At 73.3% G+C, this 18,596-nt stretch carries 18 protein-coding genes; 12 read left to right on the top strand and 6 right to left on the bottom strand.

The window, feature by feature from the left end; translation table 11 throughout:
* Positions 1-131: 131 nt before the first annotated feature.
* Positions 132-1,037 (top strand): ADP-ribosylglycohydrolase family protein, encoded by a 906-nt coding sequence (locus tag ABTY61_RS08370; protein ID WP_350504150.1) that lies wholly within the window; start codon positions 132-134, stop codon positions 1,035-1,037.
* A 96-nt stretch (positions 1,038-1,133) separates the two neighbouring features.
* On the opposite strand, the gene ABTY61_RS08365 is transcribed toward ABTY61_RS08370, so the two are convergent.
* The gene (locus ABTY61_RS08365; protein ID WP_350504149.1) at positions 1,134-1,397 is read right to left on the bottom strand and encodes a GlsB/YeaQ/YmgE family stress response membrane protein; all 264 of its coding nucleotides are present in this window, start codon (positions 1,395-1,397) and stop codon (positions 1,134-1,136) included.
* A 220-nt stretch (positions 1,398-1,617) separates the two neighbouring features.
* Complete coding sequence (locus tag ABTY61_RS08360; protein ID WP_350504148.1) at positions 1,618-1,884, bottom strand: GlsB/YeaQ/YmgE family stress response membrane protein; 267 nt, start codon at positions 1,882-1,884, stop codon at positions 1,618-1,620.
* Positions 1,885-2,068: 184 nt separating this feature from the next.
* Between ABTY61_RS08360 and ABTY61_RS08355 the strand changes: the two genes are divergently transcribed.
* A complete protein-coding gene (locus ABTY61_RS08355; RefSeq protein ID WP_350504147.1) occupies positions 2,069-3,310 on the top strand; it encodes a glycosyltransferase in 1,242 nt (413 codons plus the stop codon).
* A gap of 72 nt (positions 3,311-3,382) precedes the next feature.
* On the opposite strand, the gene ABTY61_RS08350 is transcribed toward ABTY61_RS08355, so the two are convergent.
* The 4 genes from ABTY61_RS08350 to ABTY61_RS08335 all read right to left on the bottom strand — a co-directional run bounded on the left by ABTY61_RS08350 (position 3,383) and on the right by ABTY61_RS08335 (position 8,440).
* The gene (locus tag ABTY61_RS08350) at positions 3,383-4,936 is read right to left on the bottom strand and encodes an NCS1 family nucleobase:cation symporter-1 (RefSeq protein ID WP_350504146.1); all 1,554 of its coding nucleotides are present in this window, start codon (positions 4,934-4,936) and stop codon (positions 3,383-3,385) included.
* A 67-nt stretch (positions 4,937-5,003) separates the two neighbouring features.
* Entirely contained in the window at positions 5,004-6,017 is a 1,014-nt protein-coding gene (locus tag ABTY61_RS08345; protein WP_350504145.1) for a TIGR03842 family LLM class F420-dependent oxidoreductase, read from the bottom strand.
* A gap of 138 nt (positions 6,018-6,155) precedes the next feature.
* On the bottom strand, positions 6,156-7,586 hold the full coding sequence (gene hydA, locus ABTY61_RS08340) for a dihydropyrimidinase (RefSeq protein ID WP_350504144.1): 1,431 nt from the start codon (positions 7,584-7,586) through the stop codon (positions 6,156-6,158).
* Positions 7,587-7,597: 11 nt separating this feature from the next.
* Entirely contained in the window at positions 7,598-8,440 is an 843-nt protein-coding gene (locus ABTY61_RS08335; RefSeq protein ID WP_350504143.1) for a nitrilase-related carbon-nitrogen hydrolase, read from the bottom strand.
* A gap of 504 nt (positions 8,441-8,944) precedes the next feature.
* On the opposite strand from ABTY61_RS08335, the gene ABTY61_RS08330 reads away from it, so the two are divergent.
* The 10 genes from ABTY61_RS08330 (at position 8,945) to ABTY61_RS08285 (ending at position 18,452) form a co-directional block, all read left to right on the top strand.
* On the top strand, positions 8,945-12,019 hold the full coding sequence (locus ABTY61_RS08330) for a hypothetical protein (RefSeq protein WP_350504142.1): 3,075 nt from the start codon (positions 8,945-8,947) through the stop codon (positions 12,017-12,019).
* A gap of 164 nt (positions 12,020-12,183) precedes the next feature.
* Complete coding sequence (locus ABTY61_RS08325; RefSeq protein ID WP_101948289.1) at positions 12,184-12,261, top strand: putative leader peptide; 78 nt, start codon at positions 12,184-12,186, stop codon at positions 12,259-12,261.
* A 252-nt stretch (positions 12,262-12,513) separates the two neighbouring features.
* Positions 12,514-13,041, top strand: a complete 528-nt coding sequence (locus ABTY61_RS08320) for a cysteine dioxygenase (protein ID WP_350504141.1) — start codon at positions 12,514-12,516, stop codon at positions 13,039-13,041.
* The gene (locus tag ABTY61_RS08315) at positions 13,035-13,424 is read left to right on the top strand and encodes a rhodanese-like domain-containing protein (RefSeq protein WP_350504140.1); all 390 of its coding nucleotides are present in this window, start codon (positions 13,035-13,037) and stop codon (positions 13,422-13,424) included. Before ABTY61_RS08320 ends, ABTY61_RS08315 begins: the two co-directional genes overlap by 7 nt.
* Before the next feature lie 276 nt (positions 13,425-13,700).
* Positions 13,701-14,879 (top strand): ABC transporter ATP-binding protein, encoded by a 1,179-nt coding sequence (locus ABTY61_RS08310; protein WP_350504139.1) that lies wholly within the window; start codon positions 13,701-13,703, stop codon positions 14,877-14,879.
* Entirely contained in the window at positions 14,869-15,537 is a 669-nt protein-coding gene (locus ABTY61_RS08305) for an ABC transporter permease (RefSeq protein ID WP_350504138.1), read from the top strand. Before ABTY61_RS08310 ends, ABTY61_RS08305 begins: the two co-directional genes overlap by 11 nt.
* Complete coding sequence (locus tag ABTY61_RS08300) at positions 15,534-16,211, top strand: ABC transporter permease (protein ID WP_350504137.1); 678 nt, start codon at positions 15,534-15,536, stop codon at positions 16,209-16,211. The genes ABTY61_RS08305 and ABTY61_RS08300 overlap by 4 nt, the downstream gene beginning before the upstream one ends.
* A gap of 50 nt (positions 16,212-16,261) precedes the next feature.
* Positions 16,262-17,239 carry an ABC transporter substrate-binding protein gene (locus tag ABTY61_RS08295; protein WP_350504136.1) on the top strand — a complete coding sequence of 326 codons (978 nt, stop codon included), beginning with the start codon at positions 16,262-16,264 and terminating at the stop codon, positions 17,237-17,239.
* A 180-nt stretch (positions 17,240-17,419) separates the two neighbouring features.
* Positions 17,420-17,971 (top strand): hypothetical protein, encoded by a 552-nt coding sequence (locus ABTY61_RS08290; protein WP_350504135.1) that lies wholly within the window; start codon positions 17,420-17,422, stop codon positions 17,969-17,971.
* 277 nt (positions 17,972-18,248) lie between these two features.
* Positions 18,249-18,452: a hypothetical protein gene (locus ABTY61_RS08285; RefSeq protein ID WP_350504134.1), complete on the top strand. Its 204-nt coding sequence runs from the start codon at positions 18,249-18,251 to the stop codon at positions 18,450-18,452.
* The last annotated feature ends 144 nt before the right edge of the window (positions 18,453-18,596 follow it).

Genomic DNA, 18,596 nt, shown 5'->3' with positions numbered 1-18,596 from the left:
CGGCCGGACCTGAGCGGGGGTGGCTGACCGCCGGACGACGAGGCGCCGACGACCGGAAGGAAATCCGGTCGTCGGCGCCTCGTCGCGTCGGGCAGACTGTCGCACACAGTTGATCTCACTTGGAGGATGACATGCGTGCGGCCGGTGCGGTCCTGGACAGTCTGCGCGGGCTCGCGCTCGGCGACGCCTTCGGCGACCGGTGGTTCTCCGTCCCGGTGGACGAGGCGCCCGCCGCCCTGGCGGCCCGACTGGTCCGCCCGGCGCCCTGGCACTGGACCGACGACACCGCCATGACCCTCGTCCTGGTCCGCCACCTCACCGCCCACGGCGAGGTCCGGCAGGACGCGCTGGCCGGGGAGTTCGCGGCCGAGTACGCCCGTGAGTACCAGCGAAAGTACGGCCCGTCGATGCACCGGGTGCTGCGCGGGATCGGTGCCGGCGGGGACTGGCACGCCATCACCTCGGGCCAGTTCGAGGGCCAGGGCTCGTACGGGAACGGCGCCGCGATGCGGGTCGCCCCGCTGGGCGCCTGGTTCGCCGAGGACCTCGACGAGGTGGCCCGGCAGGCCGAACTCCAGGCCCTCACCACCCACTTCCACCCCGAGGCGGTCGCCGGGGCGGTGGCGGTGGCGCTCGCCGCGGCGCTGGCCGTCCGCAGCCGGGGCGGGCGGGCGCCGGGCCGAGCCGAGCTGCTCACCGAGGTCGCCGACCGGCTGCCGGACAGCGACGTCCGCTCCGGCCTGCGGATCGCCGCCCGGATGCCGGAGCACACCAGCATCAGGCACGCCGCCAATGTGCTCGGCTCCGGGCTGATGATCTCCGCGCCGGACACCGTCCCGTTCGCCCTCTGGTCCGCCGCCGGGCACCTGGACTCGCTGCCCGACGCGATCTGGCACACCCTGGAGGGCTGGGGCGACATGGACACCACCTGCGCCATCGCCGCCGGCGTGGTCGCCGCCCGCACCGGGCCGGCGGACGTGCCGGCCGACTGGCTCGCGGCCTGCGAGGAGCTGCCGGACTGGGCTGCCGCCCGGTAGCCGGAGCGCCGGAAGCGCCGGGACAGGCCCGGCCCCGGGTTCCTCGCCCCGCGGTCGGCGCCCGGTGGTCAGCAGCGGGCGGTCAACGCCGGGCGGTCAGCGGCGGGCGAGGAAGCGGAGCACCTTGTAGCCGAGGAGCAGGACCATCGCGCCGCCGATCGCCGACACCCAGGTCGTGACGTCGAGCAGGCTCAGCTTCACCGTCCCGTGCATCCAGTGCAGGACGATCCAGGTGCCGATGTAGGAACCGGTGATCCCGATCAGGGTGCTGCCGATCAGACCGCGCTCCCCCCTCGACATCGCCATCCTGGCCAGCGTCCCCGACACCAGGCCCAGCACGATCCACGCCATCCAGCTCATCCGCCGCCCCTTGCGTCATCGGTGTGACGACCCCGTCGAGCCCCCGGGTCCGACCGGAAGGACGTACGAGGGCCTCGCACCGTTCCAGCGCCGGCAAAGGACCGGCTCCAACCGGCATCCCGGCATCCCGGCATCCGGGCGCCGCCGCTCCGGCCGACGGATCTCCTCGCGGCCCCGCCCCGCCCCTCCCGGGCGCGGGGGCCGCACCGGAGCTCGTCCGTCAGCGGCGCGAGTTGCCGAACAGCAGTCGGTAGACGATCAGCAGCACCAGGGCGCCGCCGATCGCGGCCACCCAGGTCGGCCCGTCGAAGAAGCGCGCCGTGATCGACCGGTGCAGGAAGTGCGAGGCGATCCAGCCGCCGACGAAGGAGCCGGCGATCCCGATCAGGGTGGTCACGATCAGGCCGCCCGGGTCCCTCCCCGGCAGCAACAGCTTGGCCAGGGCTCCGGCCACCAGGCCCAGCACGATCCACGCTATGACGCTCATCCGACCCGTCCCTCCCGTCCGTGGCGCGACGGCCCCGTCCCGCGCGCTCTGCACCGGGAGACGCCGTCGCCCGCCGCGCCGGTTCCGGCCGGTCCGGCCTGGCGCCCCGATCCGGCCACCCGGAACCGGGCGGTCCGCGCGTGGCGTCCTTCCCGGCGGTCGCACCCGCCGAAATACTGCGGCCATGCGCATCCTGATCGCCACCGCCGGCTCGCGGGGCGACGTCGCCCCCTTCACCGGGCTCGGCGTCCGCCTGCGGGCGGCCGGACATCAGGTGGCCGTCGCCACCCACACCACCTTCGCCGACTCGGTACGGGCCGCCGGCCTGGAGTTCCGCCCCCTGCCCGTCGACCCGCGCGCCGAACTCGCCTCCGCCGAGGGCCGACGACTGCTGCGGGCCGGCGGCGGACCCGGCGTCGTCCTGCAACTCCTGCGCCTGGGGCGGAGGTTCATGCCCGCCCTCGGCGAGGGCATCGCGGACGCGGCGGCGCTCGGCACCGACCTGCTGCTCACCACCAGCACCACCAGCGCACTCGGGCAGGTCGTGGCCGAGGCGGCCGACATCCCCACCATCGGGCTGTACCTCCAACCCCTCTCCCCCACCCGCGAGTTCGCCCCCGCCGTGACCGGCGCCCGCTCGCTCGGACGTCCCGGCAACCTGCTCGCCGGGCACGCCGTCCAGGTGGCCACCGACCAGTTGTTCGTCCCGGCCGTCCGCGGACTGCGCCGACGGCTCGGCCTGCCGCCGCTCGGCGTCGCCCGGGCCCGGCGCGACCACCCCGTCCTGCACGGCTTCTCACCGCGGGTCGTCCCCCGACCGACGGACTGGCATCCCCGGCTGGACGTGGCCGGGTACTGGTGGCCCGCCGAGCGCGCCGACTGGCAGGCCCCACGGCGACTGCTGGACTTCCTGGCCGCCGGACCGCCCCCGGTCTTCGTCGGCTTCGGCAGCCTGGTCGTGCCCGAGCCCGAGCGGCTCACCGCGACCGTCCTCGCCGCCGCCCGCGCCGCCCGGGTCCGCCTCCTGTTGCAGTCCGGCTGGAGCGGGCTGGCCGCCGAGGACTCGGAGACCGTGCTGACCATCGACGACACCCCGCACGACTGGCTGTTCCCGCGCACCGCCGCCGCCGTCCACCACGCGGGCGCGGGCACCACGGCGGCCACGCTGCGCTCCGGCACCCCGACCGTTCCGGTGCCCGGCCAGCTGGACGCCCCCTTCTGGTCCGCCCGGCTGACCGCGCTCGGCGTCTCCCCCGGCCCGGCGCCCCTGCGCACCCTGACCGCCACCCGCCTCGCCGCCTCCATCCGCCAGGCTCTGGACGACCCCCGCTACCGCACCCGGGCCCGGTCCGTCGCCGCCGCCCTCGCCACCGAGGACGGCGCCGCCAAGGTCCTGGCGGCGGTGGAGGCGACGGCGAACAGATGACGGCGAACAGATAACAGATGACAGCTTTCGAAATCTGTTCGCTGTTATCTGTCATCTGTTACCTGTCATCTGTCACCCGTCGCTCGCTGCCCCACCCCGCCCCTGGGCCCCGCTCAGCACCAGGTACAGCACCGCCGACGAGGCGAGCCCCACCGCCCACCCGTAGTCCGCCAACGGCTTGAGGAACGGCACCAGACCGTCCACCGGGAACGGCCCCTGCTTCACCCCGTGCTCATCCGTGGTGGAGTACGAGCCACCGACCGCCAACAGGCCGCCGACCAGCAGCGCGGTGACCGCCCGCCAGTTCCACCCGCCGGTGTACCAGTAAGCGCCGAACGGCCGGTAGAGCTCGGCGAGTCGGAGCTTGGTGCGGCGCAGCACCCAGTAGTCGGCGATCAGCACCCCGGCGACCGTCCCGAGCAGTCCGCCGACCACACCCAGCCAGACGTAGATGTAGACGTGCGGGTCGGCGGTCAGCCTCCACGGGAAGATGGCGATCCCGACCACACCGGTGATCAGCGCCCCGGTACGGAAGTTGATGAACCGGGGCACCAGGTTGGCCAGGTCGTAGGCCGGGGACACGACGTTGGCCGCGATGTTCACCGACAGGGTCGCCACCAGGACGGTCAGCAGCGCGAACAGGAGGGCCACCGGGCTCTCCATCTTCGCGGCGAGCTTGATCGGGTCCCACACCGGTTCGCCGTACACCGCCGCGGAGCCCGAGGTGACCAGCACCGAGAGCAGCGCGAAGAGCGTCATCGTCGTCGGCAGGCCGAGCGCCTGGCCGCGGATCTGGGCCCGCTGGCTGCCGCCGAAGCGGGTGAAGTCGGGGATGTTGAGCGCCAGCGTGGACCAGAACCCGATCATCCCCATCAGCGACGGGAAGAAGACCTTCCAGAACCCGCCGCCCCAGCCCAGCTTCGACGGCTGGTCGAGCAGCGGCCCCAGTCCGCCCGCCTTGATGCCGATCCACACCAGCAGAGCGAGCGCGCCGACGATGACGAAGGGCGCCGCCCAGTTCTCGAAGCGCCGCAGCGCCTCCATACCCCGGGCGATGATGACCATCTCGACCAGCCAGAACAGCAGGAAGGAGGCCCACTGGGTCCACGGGTAGCCGCCGAACTCCGTTGCGGTCCGCCACGATTCGCCGAACAGCCGGCCTGCCAGCAGGAAGATCCCCTCACCCCCGATCCAGGTCTGGATGCCGAACCACGCGCAGGCGACGGCCGCCCGGATGAGTGCGGGCAGGTTGGCGCCGCGCAGCCCGAACGAGGCCCGGGCGAAGACCGGGAAGGGGATGCCGTACTTCGTCCCGGCGTGCCCGGTGAGGAGCATCGGCGCGAGCACGATCAGGTTGGCGAGAGCGATGGTCAGCACCGCCTGTTTCCAGTCCATGCCGATCGCGACCAGGCCCGAAGCCAGCGTCCAGGACGGGATGTTGTGGGCCATGCCGACCCAGAGTGCGAGGAAGTTGTAGGTGGTCCAGGTGCGCCGCTGCACCGGGACCGGCCGGAGGTCGTCACTGGTGAAACCGTTGAGCGGCAACACCCCCTCGGCCGGGTCGAGTTCGACCCGGCCGTCGGGGTGCCGCCGTTGTCCGCCGCCGCCGATCGCGGTGTCGGCCATGGGCAACTCCCGTCTGCCACATGCGGGATCAGGGGAACAGGGGAACACGAATTCGGGAACCCCGGGTTCAGAGGTGCGGGATGACGTCCGCCCCGTAGGCGTCGATGGTCGCCTCGACCGCGTCGTGCATCGCGTAGACGGCGAACTGGTCGACGCCGAGCGAGCGGAGTTCGGCGAGCCGGGCGCGCTGGGTCTCCGCCGGCCCGATCAGGCAGAAGCGGTCGACGATCTCGTCCGGGACGAAGGCGGTGTCGGGGTTCCCGGCCCGGCCGTGGTGGCTGTAGTCATAGCCCTGGCGGTTCTTGATGTAGTCGGTGAGGGCGTCGGGCACCAGGTCGGAGTGCTCGCCGTAGTGGCTGACCAGGTCGGCGACGTGGTTGCCGACCATCCCGCCGAACCAGCGGCACTGCTCCCGGGCGTGGGCGAGGGCGGCGGGCGAGTCGTCGGCGGTGACGTAGGCGGGCGCGGCGACGCAGATGGTGACGTCGGCCGGGTCCCGCCCGGCCTCGACGGCCGCCGACCGGACGGCCTTGACCATGTACTCGGTGAGGTAAGGGTCGGCCAACTGCAGGATGAAGCCATTGGCCTGACGACCGGTCAGGGCCAGCGCCTTGGGGCCGTACGCGCCCATCCAGATCGGCAGCGAGGCACCGTCGCCGACCCATGGCAGGTGCATCTCGGTACCGTCCACCTCGACGGTGCGCCCCTCGGCCAACTCCTTGATGGCGTGCATGGCTTGGGAGAGCCGGTCGAGGGTGGCCGGGCGGCGTCCGGCGACCCGCATGGCGGAGTCGCCGCGGCCGATGCCGCACACGGTGCGGTTGCCGTACATGTCGTTGAGGGTGGCGAACAGGGAGGCGGTGACCTCCCAGGTGCGGGTGGAGGGGTTGGTGACCATCGGGCCGACGGTGAGGCGCTCGGTCTCGGCGAGGATCCGGCTGTAGATGACGAACGGTTCCTGCCACAGCACGCAGGAGTCGAAGGTCCAGCCGTGGCTGAACCCGGCCTGTTCGGCGCGGATCATCCGGTCGATGAGCAGGCGGGCGGGCGGGTCGGTCTGCAGGACGAGGCCGATGTCCATGGGGTGCTCCGGGAGGGGTGGGAGGGCGACCCGGGGCCGGCACGCGCTGCGCCGCTCAGCGCAACGCAGCTCAGCTCAGCTCAGCTCAGCGAAGCGCAGAGCCATCAACACAGCGCGCGGCCCCGGACGGGAGAGGGGTCAGGTCAGGTACTGGCAGGTGTCGCGGCGCAGGAAGGTGCCGTGCCCGGCCCGGCCGAGCCAACGGCCGTCGTCCAGCACCACGGTGCCGCGCGAGAGCACCGTGCGGGCCCGCCCGGTGAGCCGGCGGCCCTCGTAGGCCGAGTAGTCCACGTTCATGTGGTGGGTGGCGGCGGAGACGGTCTGCACGGCGGTGGGGTCGTAGACCACGAGGTCGGCGTCGGCGCCCGGCGCGATGGTGCCCTTGCGCGGGTGCAGCCCGAACATCCGGGCCGGGGTGGTGCAGGCGATCTCGACCCAGCGGCGCCGGCTGATCCGCCCGTCCACCACGGCCTGGTGCAGCAGGTCCATCCGGTTCTCCACGCCCGGAAGGCCGTTGGGGATCTTCGAGAAGTCGCCGCGGCCGAGTTCCTTCTGCCCGACGTAGCAGAACGGGCAGTGGTCGGTGGAGACCACCTGGAGGTCGTTGGTGCGCAGCCCGCGCCAGAGCGCCTCCTGGTGCTCGCGCGGCCGCAGCGGCGTGCTGCACACGTACTTGGCGCCCTCGAAGCCGTCCGCGCCCTCCTCGGCGAGGTTGTCCGTGGAGAGGAAGAGGTACTGGGGGCAGGTCTCGCCGAAGACGGGGAGCCCGGAGTCGCGGGCCCGGGCGATCTCGTCGAGCGCGGCGGCGGCGGAGACGTGCACCACGTACAGCGGGCTGCCGGCGACCTGGGCGAGCCTGACGGCCCGATGGGTGGCCTCGGCCTCCAGCAGTTCGCGCCGGACCTCGCCGTGGTAGCGCGGGGCGGTGTGGCCGGCGGCGAGGGCCTGTTCGACTAGGACGTCGATGGCGATGCCGTTCTCGGCGTGCATCATGATCAGACCGCCGTTGGCCGCCCCGCGCTGCATGGCGCGCAGGATGCGGCCGTCGTCGCTGTAGAAGACGCCGGGGTAGGCCATGAAGAGCTTGAAGGAGGTGGACTCGCCGGAGTCGACCAGCGCGTCCATCTCCTTGAGGACGGCTTCGTTGACGTCCGAGACGATGGTGTGGAAGGCGTAGTCGACGGCGCAGTTGCCCTCGGCCTTGGCGTGCCAGGCGTCCAGGCCCTCGCGCAGCGCCCCGCCGACGGGCTGGACGGCGAAGTCGACGATGGTGGTGGTGCCGCCCCAGGCGGCGGCGCGGGTGCCGGTCTCGAAGGTGTCGGAGGCGGCGGTGCCGCCGAACGGGAGCTCCATGTGGGTGTGGGCGTCGACCCCGCCCGGGATGACGTAGTGGCCGGTGGCGTCGATGACGGTCCCGGCGGTCCAGGCCTCGGCGGCGGCGCTGCCGGTGAGGGCGAGGGCGGCGACGCGCTCGCCCTCGATCAGGACGTCGGCGTGGAGTTCCTCGGTGGCGGTGATGACGAGGCCGCCGCGGACGACGGTGCGCTGCTGCGGGTCACGGGTGGTCATCGCGGTGCTCCTCAGGCCTCGGCGAGCGGTCCGTAGGCGTCGGGCCGGCGGTCGCGGTAGAACGCCCACTGCTGGCGGACCTGTTCGATCAGGCCGAGGTCGAGGTCGCGGACGACCAGTTCCTCCTCCTTGTCGGAGGCGACGTCGCCGACGAACTGGCCGCGCGGGTCGACGAAGTAGGAGGTGCCGTAGAAGTCGTTGTCGCCGTACTCCTCGGTGCCGACCCGGTTGATGGCGGCGACGAAGTACTCGTTGGCGACGGCGGCGGCGGGCTGTTCGAGCTGCCACAGGTAGGCGGACAGGCCGCGGCTGGTGGCCGAGGGGTTGTAGACGATCTGCGCGCCGGCCAGGCCCAGGGCGCGCCAGCCCTCGGGGAAGTGCCGGTCGTAGCAGATGTAGACGCCGACCTTGCCGACGGCGGTGTCGAAGACGGGCCAGCCGAGGTTGCCGGGCTTGAAGTAGTACTTCTCCCAGAAGCCCTTGACCTGCGGGATGTGGTGCTTGCGGTACTTGCCGAGGTAGCTGCCGTCCGCGTCGATCACCGCGGCGGTGTTGTAGTACACGCCGGCCTGTTCCTCCTCGTAGACCGGTACGACGATCACCATGCCCAGTTCGCGGGCGAGGTCCCGCATCCGGCCAACGGTCGGCCCGTCCGGGACGGCCTCGGCCCAGCGGTAGTGCTCGGGCTCCTGGACCTGACAGAAGTAGGGGGCGTTGAAGACCTCCTGGAAGCCGATGATCTGCGCGCCCTGGGCGGCGGCCTCACGGGCGTACCGCTCGTGGAGCGCGATCATGCTCTCCTGGTCGCCGGTCCAGCGGGTCTGGACGAGCGCGGCACGGACGATCTGCGACATGGTTACCTCCGCAACTCCGCGTCCCGGCCGTGCGGTCGGGCCCGCGGTCTGAGGGTTGACGGGGCGGGTCTCACCCGCGGCTCCGCTCGGGGAACCGCAGGGGTCTACGGGAAGGGTCTACGTGCGTAGAAAGCGATCTGTAGACGGTAGGCCGGGCTTCGGTCGCCTGACAATACGTCGGCGGTAACGCCTATGGGGCGATCTTGTTACGCGGACACGCAGGTGGTCCCGGGTGGGATGAATGGCTCATCTACCCCGTTGGTGACCTCCTTACCCATTCGAGTGAAAGCGAGCACCGGGGGTGCGGAATCGGCCACGACGGGGTAGAACGCGCCTGAACGGTGCGACAGATCGTCATCTGACGCCCGTACGGGGCGACTTCGGTGATCATTCGCAGATCATGCGCTGATCGTGGGCTGATCATGCGCTGGTCGCGAGCTGGTCATCCGGGGATCGGACGCGGGGATCGACGGTCGGCAGCGGGCCGAACGGGGGGTGGTACTGATGACAGCGACGGACGAGCGCACCGCGGGTGCGTCGGCACCGGCTGGGCGGTCGCCGGCCCTGCCCGCCTGGGCGGGCCTGCTGCTCGCCGCAGGGGCCCTGCTGCCGCTCGCCCTCGGTCTCCTGCTGGCCTCGGGGCGGCCGCCGGAGGCGCGGCTGAGCGCCTTGCAGCTGGCCGGTTCCCGGGCGGCCGTCGAGGCCGTGGTCGGCGAGCACTCCGCCACGTACCTGGCCGCCCTGCGCGCCGAACTCTGGCTGATCGGCGGCTACGGGCTGACACTGCCGGCCGCGGCGCTGCTCGGCGGGTACGTCCTCGGGCGGCGCCACCGGCTGGGCCCGGCCCTGGTGGCCGGGGTCGGCGGGTTGCTCGCCGCGGGCTGCGACCTCGGCGCGAACCTCCTGCTGCGCCCGGGGCTCGAGCACGCCGGCTCCGGCACCCCCTTCGCGGTGGCGGCTGCGCTCACCACCGTCAGCCGGCTGCTGCTCCTGCCCGCCGGGGTGACGGCGGCGGGCCTGCTCGCAGTGACGGCAGCCCGCGCCGTCCGCGGGCTGCGGCCCGCCACGGCGAAACCCGGGGGCGACGCCGACCCCGACCGCCCGGCACTGATACCGCCCTGGCCCGTCCTCACCCGGCACGGCCGCACGCCGCACGGGTCACGGCACGAGCCCCCGCGGCACGAGCCCCCGCAGCACGAGCCCCCGCAGCGGAAGGCGCCGGTGGCCGACGCCCCCGGCACCCCCGGCACCCCCGACACCCACGCCCACTGGCGGGACGCCGGCCGGGTGCCGCCCGGCCGCGAGCCCGCCGAACTGGGCTTCTGCGCCTCCGGCGGCGGCATCCGCTCGGCCTGCGTCACGCTCGGCGCGCTCCAGGCGCTGCGCCCGTGGCTGAAACGGGCACGCTACCTGGTCTCCGTCTCCGGCGGCGGCTACACCGTGGGCGCCCTGCAGCTCGCGCTCAGCGACTCCGCGCCCGGCAGCCCGGTGCACGCCGTCTCGGGGCTGACGGCCGACACGGTGATGGAGCCCGGCTCCCCCGAGGAGGACCACCTCCGCCGCCACAGCAAGTACATCGCCGACGGCACCGGCGAGTGGCTGGTCGCCCTCGGGACGCTGCTGCGCGGCGTGCTCTCGGCGCTCACCCTGCTGCTGGCCGCCGTCCTGGTGCTCGGCTTGGGCCTCAGCCGCTTCTACCACGCCGTCCCGCTCACCGACCTGGACGCGCTGTCCGCCGCCGGCCTGCGCCACCCGGGCGCCGTGCCGGGCGGGTTGGGGTTCCGCGCCCCCGCACTGGCCGCCCTCGGCGTCCTGCTGGCCGCGGCGGCCTGCTGCTGGCTGCTGTGGCTGCTGGCCTTCCCGCCACTCGGCTGGCACGCGCTGCTGCCGCGCACGCTGCGCCGCCTCAACTACGCCGCGCTCGCGCTGGCCGGGCTGCTGGCCCTCGGGGTGCTCGCGGTGCCGGGCCTGGCCTGGGGCTCGGTCCGGCTCCAGCAGGCCCTGGCGGCGGGCCCGCGACTGACCGGCGCCGGACTCAGCCTGACCGTGGTGCTCAGCTACCTCGCCCTGCTGCTCGGCATACTCTGGCGCGACCGCCGGACGATCGGCAGCGGCGTGCGCGCGGCCGCCGGGGCACTGCGCGGCGCGGGCCGGATCGGCGGCGGGCTGACCGCCAACCTCCCGCAGTACCTGGTGGTCTGGGCCGCCCTCGGCACCCTGACGGCGGGTGCGCTGCTGGCCCTGGGCTGGGCGGTGGCCACCGGGTACGCCTGGCCGACGGCCGTCCAGGTGCTGCTGCCGCTGGTGCTCGGCGCGGTCGGGCTCAACCTCGACCAGACCTGGATGAGCCTGCACCCGTTCTACCGGCTGCGCCTGGCCTCGGCGTTCGCCGTCCGCCGGGCCACCGAGGGCGGCCGCTCGCTCGCCCGCCAGTACGACTTCTACCGTGAGCAGACCTGGCTGAGCCACTACGCCGCCCGGCACCCCGACTTCCCCCAGGTGATCTTCTCGGCGGCGGCCAACCTCTCCGGCAACTCCCGTACGCCGCCCGGCCGTCGGGCGGTCTCCTTCTCTCTCTCGTACGACTACGTGGGCGGCCCGGACGTCGGCTACGCGCGCACCGACCTGCTGGAGCGGCGCACCCGGCGGCACATCGCCCGGGACCTCACCGTCCAGTCCGCGATGGCCGTGTCCGGCGCCGCTTTCTCCTCCGCGATGGGCCGCCAATCCCGGGTCTACCAGGGACTGTTCGCGGTGACCAACGCCCGGCTCGGGACGTGGCTGCCCAACCCCGCCGAGCTCGGCCCGGCCTGGTCCGGCGCGCCGGACTGGCGCCGTCCCGGGCAGCCCGCCGTCCGTCGGCTCCCGTACCAACTCCGGGAGCTGACCGGCCGGTTCCCCGCGGACGACCGCTTCCTGCTCACCACCGACGGCGGGCACTACGAGAACCTCGGGCTGGTCGAGCTGCTGCGCCACCGGGTCCGGACGGCGGTGTGCATCGACGCCAGCGGGGACTCCGGCTACGCCGCCAACCTGGCCGCCGCGATCACCCTGGCCCGCGAGGAGCTCGGCATCGTCATCACCCTGCACCAACCGGAGCTGCTGATCCCGGGCAGCGCCACCGCCGACCGCGAAACGCCCCTGCACGGGCTGGCGGCCCAGCTCTCCGACCGGCTCTCGGCCCGGGGCGTGATCACCGGGGACGTCCACTACCCGGCCGTCGAGGGCGAGCCCGGTTCCGAGCGGCACGGCACCCTGATCGTCCTCCAGGCGGTGCTGACCGCCGATATGCCGTACGAGCTGCAGTCCTACGCGGTGGCCAACCGGGCCTTCCCGAACGACGAGACCAGCGACCAGTGGTTCGACCACCAGCAGTTCGACGCCTACCAGACGCTCGGCCGCTACCTGGGCGAGCAGGCCGGGCCGGTGATCGAACAGGCGCTGTCGGCCGCCACCGCGACCGGCGCCGCCCCACCTGCGGCCGTGCCCGCGCAACCACAGGGCAGCTCGGCCGCAGCACCGGACCGGCCCGTCGAGGACCGAGCCGGGGAACGGGCCGAGGAACGGGCCGAGGGCTGAGGGCTGAGGGCTGAGGGCTGAGGACTGAACCGGGAAACGAGCCGAGAGCTGAACCGGGAAGCCGAACCGGGCATCGCGCCGTCCGTTTCACCGGCCGAAACAGGCCGCAACAAGCGGGCGCCCCGGCTTGACTTCGTCCGACCCGCTCGGAAAGGATCCGGTGCATGGACTCCGGCACCACTCTGGTTTGCCGCCTGCACGTCGATCTGCGGCGCCAGGCGAGTTCCATCTGTGCCTGTTGACCTTGCTCTGCTCCGCCGGTTCCGCCCTGTGACCACTGCCAGGGCCCGCACCGCGCACCCGTACCCGCAGTCCTGAAACCGCCCGCCCGGCGGCACCCGCGTGTGCCGTGCCCGGTCGGGCCGGGCCGCTCCGTCGGCCCGCGCCCGTCACGGCCACGCCACAGCAGCCGCAGCCGCAGCCGCAGCCGCAGCCGCAGCCCGCCGGACCCGAGCGCACCCTCCCGACGTTCCCGCCTCACCCGAGGACGCCCCATGAGCCTGGACCTTGCAGCCGAGACCCCGCCCCACGCCCCCGACACGCCTCCCGCCGACGAATCCCCCCGGGCCCCGCTCACGCCGAGCACCCTGCGGACCGTGGTCCGCGAGCTGGCCGAGCAGCCCGAGCAGTGGATCCACCTGGTCCGGCTCTCCACCGAGGAGCGCTGGTACCGACGTCTGGTGGCCGACGACGACCACGAGGTCTGGCTGATCAGCTGGCTGCCCGGCCAGTCGACCGGCTTCCACGACCACGGCGGCTCGCGAGGCGCGTTCGCCGTCGCGCTCGGCGAACTGGAGGAGCTGTCCCTCGGCGGCCCGGAGCAGGGCCTGCTGATCCGCAGGGTCCCGGCCGGCACCGCCCGCGCCTTCGGCCCGGAGTACGTGCACGACGTGCGCAACACCGCCTCCGGCCCGGCCGTCACCCTGCACGCCTATTCGCCCCCGCTCGGCTCGATGGCGCACTACGACCTGCGGGCCGGCGGGCTCGTCCGCACCTCGGAGGAAGGACCGGAACAATGGTGACCACGATCGACGACCTGGTGGAGCGGGCCCGGGAGGGCGTCCACCGGCCGCGCGCCCGGGAGGCGTACCAGGCCCAGCTGGACGGCGCGCTGCTGGTGGACATCCGTCCGGCGGCGCAGCGCGCCGCCGAGGGCGGGATCCCCGGCTCGCTGATCATCGAACGCAACGTCCTGGAGTGGCGGCTCGACCCGACGGGCAGTCACCGCATCCCCGAGGCCTCGGGCTACGACGTCGAGGTGATCGTGGTGTGCTCCGAGGGCTACGCCTCCAGCCTGGCCGCGGCCTCGCTGCGCGAGCTCGGGCTGCACCGGGCGACCGATCTGGACGGCGGCTTCGTCGGCTGGGCGGCGGCCGGACTGCCGACGCGCCCGGGCCGCGACTGAACCGAGGTCACGCGGGGTGTCCCCGGCCGACTGAGCCGGGGCCACCTCGCTTCTGCCCGGCGGCTGAGCCGTGAGTCACACCGCGTGCCGGGCCGTAAATCAGGGACAGGAGATAACGCAGGTCATAGGCTGATCAGAGTTTCCGCCGGTCCGAAGCTGGGCAGCCAGGCGGGCGGAAGAACGCCCGGGCGGTGAAGCCGCCGCCAACCGACCGACCCGAAAGACCGACCGACACAGGCGCCGCCTCCCCGGGGCGCCCTGACAAGGAAACACTCCGTGATCAGATTCGAGGGCGCCGGCAAGCGCCACCCCGACGGCACCATCGCGGTCGAGGGACTGGACCTGGAGGTCCCGACCGGCCGGATAACCGTCCTGGTCGGACCGTCCGGCTGCGGCAAGACCACCCTGCTGCGCATGGTCAACCGGATGGTCGAGCCCACCTCGGGCCGGGTGCTGCTGGACGGCGCCGACGTCGCGAAACTGGAACCCGCCAAGCTGCGCCGCGGCATCGGGTACGTGATCCAGCAGGCGGGGCTGTTCCCGCACCGCAAGGTGATCGACAACATCGCCACCGTCCCCTACCTGCTCGGCTGGGACCGCAAGAAGGCCCGGGCCAGGGCCGCGGAACTGCTCGAGCTGGTCGGCCTCGCCCCCGAGACCGCCAAGCGCTACCCGTTCCAGCTCTCCGGCGGCCAGCAGCAGCGCGTCGGCGTGGCCCGGGCGCTGGCCGCCGACCCGCCGGTGCTGCTGATGGACGAACCGTTCAGCGCCGTCGACCCGGTGGTGCGGGCCGGGCTCCAGGAGGAGCTGCTGCGGCTGCAGTCCGAGCTGCGCAAGACCGTGCTGTTCGTGACCCACGACATCGAGGAGGCCGTCCGGCTCGGCGACCAGGTCGTGGTGCTGCGCGAGCACGGCCGGATCGCCCAGCTGGCGGACCCGCACACCCTGCTGACCTCCCCCGCCGACGACGGCGTGGCCGCCTTCCTCGGCCGCGACCGGGGCCTGCGCGGCCTCGGCCTGCGGCCAGCGAAGGCCGTCCGACTCCGCCCGGTCGGCGAAGGACTCCGCCACGGGGGCTGGGAGTTGGTCCTGGACGACGACCGTCGCCCGATCGGCTGGATCGACCGCGCCGCCGGCGCCACCGACCTGCAGCCCGTCGGCGGCTACCGGCCGGACGCCGACACCCTGCGCGCCGCCCTGGACGCCGCCGTGCTCTCCCCCGCCGGGGTCGCGGTCGCGCTGGACGCCGACGGCCGGGCGCTCGGCACCGCGAGCCGGGAGGCCGTCCTCGCCGCGCTCACTCCCGTCACCATGACCAAGGCGGAGCCGGCGGAGCCGTCAGCCTCGGCGGGGTCCGCGAAGTCCGCAGACCCCGCGGCCCCGGAAGACCCAGCGGACCCGGCGGACCCGGCGGACCCGGAAGAGCCGGCGGACGGAGCCGACGGTGGACGATGAACCGATCGTCCGCTGGTACTGGATCGGCGACCACCTCGGCTACCTCGGCAACCTGCTCGCCGACCACGCCGTGATCGCCCTGGTCCCGGTGCTCATCGGCCTGCTGCTGGCCGTCCCGCTCGGCCTGGCCTGCGCCCGCTTCCCCCGGCTGTACCAGCCGCTGTCCGCTGTCTTCAACATCGTCTACGCGCTGCCCTCGCTGGCCGTCTTCGTGGTCCTGATCCCGTACACCGGGCTCGCCACCCAGGCGACCGTGATGATCCCGCTCACCTTCTACGCCCTCGCCGTCCTGCTGCCGACCACCGTGGACGGGCTGCGCGCCGTCCCGGACTCCGTCCGGCAGGCCGCCACCGCGATGGGGTACGGGCCGTGGCACCGCCTGACCGCCGTCGAACTGCCCGCCGCCGTGCCGTACCTGATCGCCGGACTGCGGGTCGCCGCGGTGTCCAGCATCTCGCTGGCCAGCGTCGGCGCACTGATCGGGCGCGGCGGGCTGGGCTACCTGTTCATCGACGGCTTCCAGCGCACCTTCCCGACCCCGATCGTGGCCGGGATCGTGCTGATCGCGGCCCTGGCGCTGGCCGTCGACCTGCTGCTGGTGGCCGCCCGCCGGCTGCTCGCGCCGTGGGCCGTCCGGGAGCAGGGAGCGGGCGCGTGAACTGGCTGAACTGGCTGAGCGACTTCTTCTCCGCCCCGGACCGCCGCAGCGGCCCGGACTCGATCGTGCACCGGGTCTCCGAGCACCTGCTGCTCTCCGGCGAGGCCCTGCTCTTCGCCGCGCTGCTCGCCGTCCCGCTCGGGCTGCTGATCGGCTACACCGGGCGCGGCGTCACCGTGGTCACCGCGCTCGCCGGGGCCGCCCGCGCCCTGCCCACCCTGGGCCTGGTCACGCTCGCGGTCCTCCTCGCCGGGGTCGGCGACACCGCCGTGCTGTTCCCGCTGGTCGCCCTGGCCGCGCCGCCGCTGCTGGTGGCGGCCGTCGAGGGGGTGCGCGGCACCGACCCGGACGTCCGGGACGCCGCGCGCGGCATCGGGCTGACCCACCCGCAGGTGCTGTTCCAGGTCTGCCTGCCGTCCGCCGCGCCGACCCTGCTGGCGGGCTTCCGCACCGCGACCGTCCAGGTGATCGCGACCGCCACGGTGGCGGCCTACGTCGGACTGGGCGGCCTCGGCCGCTACGTCATCGACGGACTGGCCACCCGGCAGTACGCGGTGACCGTGGGTGGCGCACTGCTGGTCGTCCTGCTCGCGGTCGGCGCCCAACTGTTCTTCGCCCTGCTCGCCCGGTTCGCGCTCCCGCCCGGGGTGCGCGTGCAGCGCCGGACCCGCTGAGGCCCTCCTCTCCCATCCGCTCCGGAAGGACAACTGTCACCATGTCGACAATGAAGAGAAGCCGCCGCGCCGCGCTCCTCGGCACGCTCGCCGCGCTCGCCCTGGGCGCCACAGCCTGCGGCTCCTCGGGCAGCAGCAACCCGCTCGGGGGCGGGACGAGCGCCTCCTCCGGCTCCACGGCCGCCGGCAGCGGCGCCGCCTCGGGCGGCTCCGGCGGCTCCGGCGGCTCCGGCGGCTCCGGCGGGACGGTGGTCGTCGGCTCGGCGAACTTCCCGGAGAACGTCCTGCTCGGCTCGATCTACTCGCAGGCCCTCAAGGCCAAGGGCGTCAAGGTCGAGGAGAAGTTCAACATCGGCAGCCGCGAGGTGCTCTACGGGCAGCTGCAGAGCGGCAACCTGACCGTCCTACCCGAGTACAACGGCGCGCTGCTCGCCTACCTGGACGCCAAGAACACCGCCGTCACCACCCAGGACGTGAACGCGGCGCTGGCCAAGGCTCTGCCGGCCTCGCTGGCGGTCCTCGACTCCTCCCCCGCAGAGGACAAGGACTCGCTCAGCGTCACCCAGGAGACCGCCGACAAGTACAACCTCAAGAGCATCGCGGACCTGGCCGCCAAGGCCGGTGAGTTCACCATCGGCGGCCCGCCGGAGTTCAAGACCCGCCGCGAACAGCAGTTCAAGGACGTCTACGGGCTGACCTTCAAGGAGTGGAAGCCCACCGCCGACACCACCGCGAACGCGCTCAAGGACGGCAGCATCCAGGTCGGCAACGTGTTCACCACCGACCCGAAGATCGTCCAGTACAAGCTCGTCCCGCTGAGCGACCCGAAGAACGTCTTCGGCGCGCAGAACGTCACCCCGCTGATCAACAAGGCGGGCGTGGACGCCAACGCGACGGCGACGCTCAACGCGGTGTCGGCCAAGCTCGACACCGCTGGGCTGACGGCCCTGATGAAGCGCGTCTCGGTCGACAAGGAGGACCCGTCGGCGGTGGCCAAGGACTGGCTGAAGGCCAACGGGCTCGGCTGACGGTCCGAACGGCCCGGCCCTGGCGTGAACCGGCCCGGAGCGAGCCGGACCGGCTGACGGCTGACGGCTGACGGCGGCACGGAGGGGGTTCCCTCCGCGCCGCCGTCAGCCGCGTCGAGCCCCTCCCGGGCGCCCGACGAGACCTTCCCTTCCGCGCCGCGGACATGACAGTGTGGCGCCATGCGCACTCGTCTCCTCGCCGCCTCCCTCACGGCACTCGCCGCGGTGAGCCTCGCTGCCTGCTCCAGCTCGGGTTCCGGCTCCAGCTCGGGCTCGGACAAGGCCACCGTCGCGGCCGGCTCCCCCACCGTCGCCGCCACCACCGCCGGTGCCACCGCAGAGGCGACCGCCTCGGCGCCCACGACGGCCGCACCGTCCGCGCCCTCCGCCCCGGCCTCCGCACCGGGCTCGGACGGATCGGCCCCGACCAAGCCCGCGCCGCCCGCCGGCGCCGGACTGCCCGCCAAGCCGGACGCCGACCTGACCGGCAAGGTGGTCGCCGCACTGAACGCGATCGACCCGGCGATCGTCGGCGGCAAGCCCGACCAGGTGGTGGAACAGGCCCGCAAGCAGTGCCAGGCGATGTACCAGTTCCCCAAGGACAAGGCGAAGCTGGCCGAACTGGCGAGTCAGCACTTCACCTCGCCCGAGCATCCGCAGGGCTTCGGACCGGACACCGCAGCGAAGATCGACGACGCGCTGCGCGCCACCCTCTGCCCGGCGCCGCGCTGACGCCGCCCACACCGCCCCCCGAACCGCCCGGCGTCCTGAGCTCCGGGCAGCCGTGGCCGCGCCCCGCCCGCCGGGTGCGCGGCCATCGGCGTCCCCGCCCCCCGCACGGTCCGCACCCCGCTCGGAGAACGAATGGGCCGAACGGGCCGAACTCCCGTACGAGCAAACGCGGGAGCGAGGCAGGGTCGCTGGAAGGTGAGCCGGGAAGACCGGTCTTCAGCATGAAGGGCATCAACCTCCTGACCAAGGGGTCCGACGTCGGCCTGGCGGGCTCACCGTGGGTTCCTTCCCGCGGGACCCGGAGGAGGACTGGAACGCCCGGTTCATCCACCACCGCACCTGGTACCCGCACCGCCGCATCCTCGGACTCCGGTTCCTGCCGATGCACGTCGCCTGCTCGAAGCGGCTCGCCGCACCTGGCCGCCGATCGCGCCCCTTCGACAGCCGGGGCCGTTTGCTGACGAACTGCTACGTCCCTTGACAGGCCAGTGGTCTAGTCCAAACATAAGCATGTCGATCCGACCGGGATGCACTGTGGGGGTGTGGCCACCGGCGGCTGAGGCACCGCCCTGCCCTGCTCCACTCCGCCCCCACTCCGTACGGCATGCGCACCTTCGCACCGTCG

This window comes from Kitasatospora sp. NPDC096128 (assembly GCF_040303105.1).
Classification (GTDB): Bacteria; Actinomycetota; Actinomycetes; order Streptomycetales; family Streptomycetaceae; genus Kitasatospora.
This window is presented reverse-complemented; position numbering and strand designations above follow the sequence as displayed.

What these genes read in the sequence shown, in the direction of transcription:
- ABTY61_RS08370 (WP_350504150.1), top strand. Translation starts at nt 132, where the DNA reads ATGCGTGCGGCCGGTGCGGTCCTGGACAGTCTGCGCGGGCTCGCGCTC.
- ABTY61_RS08365 (WP_350504149.1), bottom strand. Translation starts at nt 1,397, where the DNA reads ATGAGCTGGATGGCGTGGATCGTGCTGGGCCTGGTGTCGGGGACGCTG.
- ABTY61_RS08360 (WP_350504148.1), bottom strand. Translation starts at nt 1,884, where the DNA reads ATGAGCGTCATAGCGTGGATCGTGCTGGGCCTGGTGGCCGGAGCCCTG.
- ABTY61_RS08355 (WP_350504147.1), top strand. Translation starts at nt 2,069, where the DNA reads ATGCGCATCCTGATCGCCACCGCCGGCTCGCGGGGCGACGTCGCCCCC.
- ABTY61_RS08350 (WP_350504146.1), bottom strand. Translation starts at nt 4,936, where the DNA reads ATGGCCGACACCGCGATCGGCGGCGGCGGACAACGGCGGCACCCCGAC.
- ABTY61_RS08345 (WP_350504145.1), bottom strand. Translation starts at nt 6,017, where the DNA reads ATGGACATCGGCCTCGTCCTGCAGACCGACCCGCCCGCCCGCCTGCTC.
- hydA (WP_350504144.1), bottom strand. Translation starts at nt 7,586, where the DNA reads ATGACCACCCGTGACCCGCAGCAGCGCACCGTCGTCCGCGGCGGCCTC.
- ABTY61_RS08335 (WP_350504143.1), bottom strand. Translation starts at nt 8,440, where the DNA reads ATGTCGCAGATCGTCCGTGCCGCGCTCGTCCAGACCCGCTGGACCGGC.
- ABTY61_RS08330 (WP_350504142.1), top strand. Translation starts at nt 8,945, where the DNA reads ATGACAGCGACGGACGAGCGCACCGCGGGTGCGTCGGCACCGGCTGGG.
- ABTY61_RS08325 (WP_101948289.1), top strand. Translation starts at nt 12,184, where the DNA reads ATGGACTCCGGCACCACTCTGGTTTGCCGCCTGCACGTCGATCTGCGG.
- ABTY61_RS08320 (WP_350504141.1), top strand. Translation starts at nt 12,514, where the DNA reads ATGAGCCTGGACCTTGCAGCCGAGACCCCGCCCCACGCCCCCGACACG.
- ABTY61_RS08315 (WP_350504140.1), top strand. Translation starts at nt 13,035, where the DNA reads ATGGTGACCACGATCGACGACCTGGTGGAGCGGGCCCGGGAGGGCGTC.
- ABTY61_RS08295 (WP_350504136.1), top strand. Translation starts at nt 16,262, where the DNA reads ATGAAGAGAAGCCGCCGCGCCGCGCTCCTCGGCACGCTCGCCGCGCTC.
- ABTY61_RS08290 (WP_350504135.1), top strand. Translation starts at nt 17,420, where the DNA reads ATGCGCACTCGTCTCCTCGCCGCCTCCCTCACGGCACTCGCCGCGGTG.